Here is a 2,470-nt window from a genome sequence, read left to right as displayed (position 1 = left end):
GATTCCGCTCGAGGCCTGGGCGGATTTTCTGGCCGGTGAGCGCACGCCGGCGGCAGCCCAGCTGGAAAAGGTGCTGGAGCAGGCATGCCGGGAAGTCAGCGATGCCCTGTCCTGACACGACGACAGATCACCGCATCCCGAGGAATCCCCGGGCCCGGGGATTGTCCCATATCATATAAGGTGTTCCGGAAATGAGGAGGAAAAGCAGCCCCATGATACCGTTACTTCCTTTTGCCGCCGGGATCATTACCGGCGCGGTCGCGGTCCGACTGTTGAAGACGGATCGCACCCGCAAGACGCTCCACCAGGCCGGTGATCGGCTGCGGGATGCCACCGTATCCAGCCTGGAGGGTATCGAGAACACTTCTGCCCGTGCGCGTCGACGTCTCGCGCGCGCCGAAGCCGCCAAGGCGGCCGAGGGCGATGCGGTGATCGATGCCGATGCTGAAAAGCCTGACGGGCCCGCCTCTTGAAGCGGGGTGATCGACGCTTGAGGCGCCTGCCACCGCCCATGCCAGGCCCCTTGCCACCCCCCCGCGACGGCAATCCCTTCGTTCGTGGCCTGGTGGTGGGGTGCTGCCTGGCCGCCTTTCGTGGCGTGGGGCGCGGGGGAGCACCCCGCCCGACGAAACACATCCTTCGCCACGCCCTTCAGGAGGGCACCGCGCTGGCCGCCGGTACGCGGGCAGCCGTGGCGGTGGGCCAACGGGATTATACCAGTGCCCTGACGGCTGCCGCCGCAGGCGCAGCCGGTGTATTGATCATTGAACGCCTCCTGGGCGACTCGCCCGAGGCCAGACGGGAGTCAGCGAATGGGAAAGAAACGCAGGAAAAAGGAAGCAAGACGTCGGCGTGAAGCCATGTACGAGGGCTATGGATGGGGACCGCGTGACCCGGCGCAGGTCAGGGCTACGGCCCGGGCTATGGGCCCTACGGTGAGGGTCCCTTGAGGGTCCCTGGGGATATGATGCCTACCACGATCCGCGAGGTGCCCAGGGGCGCTACGGGTATGGTGATGGTGAGGGTGCCCGCGACGGCGAGGGCCTGTTCGATGGCTTGAAGGGCATGCTGCGTGGTCGCCATAGTGAGCAGTTCCTGCTGGGTCTGGCCATCGGCGCCGGAGCCGCCTGGGTGCTCAGCGACGAGGAGACCCGTCACAAGCTGATGAAGGCCGGCATCGATCTCTATTCCGGTGTGGCTGGCGGTGTGGAGGAACTCAAGGAACAGATGGCCGATATCAAGGCGGAACTGGTCCACCATGACCGGGGAGAGCGTGCCCGTGACCCGTCGTCGCGGTGATACGGCGCTGTCGGGCACCCTGGTGCAGGAAGGGCGCATCCGCATCTACGCCGAACGGGTGGGGCGCCATGCCGCGGCGGCCCGCATTGCCGACTTCGTGGAGCACTCCCTGGAGGCCAAGAGCAACACGCAGCTGGAGGCGGCCAAACTGGCGGATCGACTGGTCCCCATGGTGCTGGGGCTCTCGGGTGGCACCTGGGTGGTGTCCCAGGATACCGACGACAGTCAGTACACCTCCGAGGACCTGATCAACATGGCCGCCTCGGTGGAAGAGCATTACTTTCATCCCATGGCCATGGCGGTGGTGGAGGCGGCCGAGCGGTTGCCGCATCAGCAACACTTCAATCACAAGGAAGTCGAGTTCATTGTGGCTCATGGGGTGGCCAGCAGCATCGAGGGCCGGCGCATCGTGGTGGGCTCCCGACATTTTCTGGAGGAACACGAAGGGATCGACATGGAACCCTTCTCAGCCGTGATCGAGCGTCTGCGGAACGATGGCAAGACGCTGCTCTACATCGGCTATGGCAGTGAGTTGCTGGGGGTGCTGGCGCTCAAGGACACGCTACGCTCCAATGCCGCGGCCACCGTGCAGCGGTTGCGACAGCTGGGCGTGGGCCGGGTGATCATGCTCACGGGGGATCAGCCGGAACGGGCCCGCCTCATGGCGGAACACCTGGGGCTGGATGACTACCGGGCGGGGCTCATGCCCGAGGATAAGGCACTGGCCCTGAAGAACCTGGCGGGGGAGGGTGCCCGCATCGCCTTTGTGGGCGATGGCATCAACGATGCCCCGGCCCTGTCGGGGGCCCATGTGGGCATGGCCATGCATCATGGGGCGGATGTGGCGCGCCTGGCGGCGGACATCACGCTGCTGGAGGATGATATCGCCCGGGTGGCCGATGCCAAGGCCCTGGCCCTGGCCACGCGTGGGCTGGTGGACAGCAATTTCAAGCTCACCGTGGGGTTGAATACGGGCATTCTCTCCGCGGCCGCCTTCGGGTTGCTGAATCCGGTAGCGGCCTCGGCGCTGCACAATGGCAGCACCATCGGCATTTTGTTGCGTGCCCTGGCCGGCGCCGGCTTGCCTCGGGGGCAAGCTGCCCGGGCAGCCTGAGCCTGCCAGGCATCGTCATGCAGTGCCTTTTTGTGTTTGTTTTATTGAATGATTATT

General features: G+C 65.3%; 4 protein-coding genes. All 4 read left to right on the top strand.

Annotation, left to right across the window (positions count from 1 at the left end; translation table 11 throughout):
• Positions 1–212: 212 nt before the first annotated feature.
• The 4 genes from LPW29_RS15005 to LPW29_RS14990 all read left to right on the top strand — a co-directional run bounded on the left by LPW29_RS15005 (position 213) and on the right by LPW29_RS14990 (position 2,413).
• Complete coding sequence (locus LPW29_RS15005) at positions 213–473, top strand: hypothetical protein (RefSeq protein WP_238628682.1); 261 nt, start codon at positions 213–215, stop codon at positions 471–473.
• 50 nt (positions 474–523) lie between these two features.
• On the top strand, positions 524–856 hold the full coding sequence (locus tag LPW29_RS15000; protein WP_238628681.1) for a hypothetical protein: 333 nt from the start codon (positions 524–526) through the stop codon (positions 854–856).
• 209 nt (positions 857–1,065) lie between these two features.
• Positions 1,066–1,299: a YtxH domain-containing protein gene (locus LPW29_RS14995; protein WP_238628680.1), complete on the top strand. Its 234-nt coding sequence runs from the start codon at positions 1,066–1,068 to the stop codon at positions 1,297–1,299.
• Positions 1,280–2,413 (top strand): HAD-IC family P-type ATPase, encoded by a 1,134-nt coding sequence (locus LPW29_RS14990; RefSeq protein WP_238628679.1) that lies wholly within the window; start codon positions 1,280–1,282, stop codon positions 2,411–2,413. The genes LPW29_RS14995 and LPW29_RS14990 overlap by 20 nt, the downstream gene beginning before the upstream one ends.
• Positions 2,414–2,470: the final 57 nt, after the last annotated feature.

The sequence above is a fragment of the Ectothiorhodospira sp. 9100 genome (assembly GCF_022227565.1).
Classification (GTDB): Bacteria; Pseudomonadota; Gammaproteobacteria; order Ectothiorhodospirales; family Ectothiorhodospiraceae; genus Ectothiorhodospira; species Ectothiorhodospira marina.
The sequence above is the reverse complement of the archived record's forward strand: the minus strand, read 5'-3'. Positions and strand labels throughout refer to the sequence as shown.

What these genes read in the sequence shown, in the direction of transcription:
- LPW29_RS14995 (WP_238628680.1), top strand. Translation starts at nt 1,066, where the DNA reads ATGCTGCGTGGTCGCCATAGTGAGCAGTTCCTGCTGGGTCTGGCCATC.
- LPW29_RS15005 (WP_238628682.1), top strand. Translation starts at nt 213, where the DNA reads ATGATACCGTTACTTCCTTTTGCCGCCGGGATCATTACCGGCGCGGTC.